This window comes from Pseudomonas sp. HMWF006 (assembly GCF_003061205.1).
Taxonomy (GTDB): Bacteria; Pseudomonadota; Gammaproteobacteria; order Pseudomonadales; family Pseudomonadaceae; genus Aquipseudomonas; species Aquipseudomonas monsensis.
This window is the reverse complement of record NZ_QAIU01000604.1, coordinates 6,209-7,374: the sequence shown is the minus strand read 5'-3', so window position 1 is coordinate 7,374 and position 1,166 is coordinate 6,209. Positions and strand designations below refer to the sequence as shown.

General features: G+C 65.0%; 1 protein-coding gene and 2 pseudogenes. 1 reads left to right on the top strand and 2 read right to left on the bottom strand.

Annotated features, from left to right (window positions below; all coding sequences use genetic code 11):
• Nucleotides 1–275 (bottom strand): annotated as a pseudogene (locus DBR24_RS34170) (ATP-binding cassette domain-containing protein); the annotation flags it as partial.
• A 50-nt stretch (nt 276–325) separates the two neighbouring features.
• Here DBR24_RS34170 and DBR24_RS28100 point away from each other — a divergent pair.
• Nucleotides 326–781, top strand: a complete 456-nt coding sequence (locus DBR24_RS28100) for a TIGR02444 family protein (protein ID WP_128616328.1) — start codon at nt 326–328, stop codon at nt 779–781.
• On the opposite strand, the pseudogene DBR24_RS34165 reads toward DBR24_RS28100, so the two are convergent.
• Nucleotides 778–1,166 (bottom strand): annotated as a pseudogene (locus DBR24_RS34165) (transcriptional regulator); the annotation flags it as partial. The gene DBR24_RS28100 and the pseudogene DBR24_RS34165 overlap by 4 nt on opposite strands.

The window sequence follows — 1,166 nt, the reverse complement described above, 5'->3', positions numbered from 1 at the left end:
CGTAGACGCAGGTCGCCATCGAGCACATAGTCGACCGCCAGACGCTCGAGGGTGTCGACCTCCTGGCGCATGTGCGCGATCCGCCAGTCGGCCGGCAACAGGCAATCGCCCGAGTCCGGGTGCAACTCGCCGCGCAACAAGGCGAACAGGCTGGATTTGCCGGCGCCGTTGGCACCGATGAGGCCGGCTTTGTGGCCGGCGTGCAGGGTCAGCTCGGCGTCTTCTAGCAGACGTTGCGGGCCACGCTGTAAAGTCAGGTTCTGAAGTCGGATCATAATGGCGGCGGAGTCTACCAGCTTCGCTCACAACTGGCGCGAGTAGCACGATGTCCTCTGACCTGTGGAGCTTTTCCCTTGCCACCTACGCCCGCCCGGGTGTGGAAGACGCTTGCCTGCAACTGCAATCGACGGGGGCCAATGTCTGCCTGCTGCTGTGCGGTTTGTGGCTGGAACAACGCGCAATTGCCTGCAACGAACAACGCGTGCAGCAACTGCAAATGCTGGTGGGTCCCTGGGATATCGAGGTGGTGCAACCGCTGCGGGCATTACGCATGCAATGGAAAACCCTGGCGGCGGAAGATCCGGTGCTCAAGGGGTTGCGCGAACAGATGAAGGCGCTGGAACTGGAGGCCGAACGGCATCTGTTGTGGCAGTTGGAGCAGGTGGCTCAGAACTGGCCGCAGGCGCTATCAGCGTCGAATGAGTGGCTGGAAAGCCTGATGGGCGCCAGCCCGAACCGCGACGCGCTGCAAGTGCTGCGCGACGCGGTCACCCGCGCTTAGGAAGCGCTGGTTGGGTTGCTGGTGACGCTCGACGCAGCGGCCGGCGTTGGCGCAGTCGTGGTGGTCGAGGCCGTAGCGGCCGGCGCAGCGGTCGCTGGCGAGGTTGCCGGTGCGGCAGGCTTGGCCGCTGGAGCCGTGGCCGGTTTGGCGGCAGCTGGTTTGGCAGCAGCTGGTTTTTTCGCGGCTGGTTTTGCGGCTGGTTTTGCGGCCGGCTTGGCAGCAGGTTTAGCCGCAGCAGGCTTGGCGGCAGTCGCTGCCGGTTTGGCTGCAGCAGTTGGCTTGGCTGCTGGTTTGGCAGCGGCCTTCACAGCGGGTTTTGTCGCGGGTTTTGCCGCAGGCTTCGCGGCCGGTTTCGCGGCGGCTTTGGCAGCAGGACGGGCGGCTG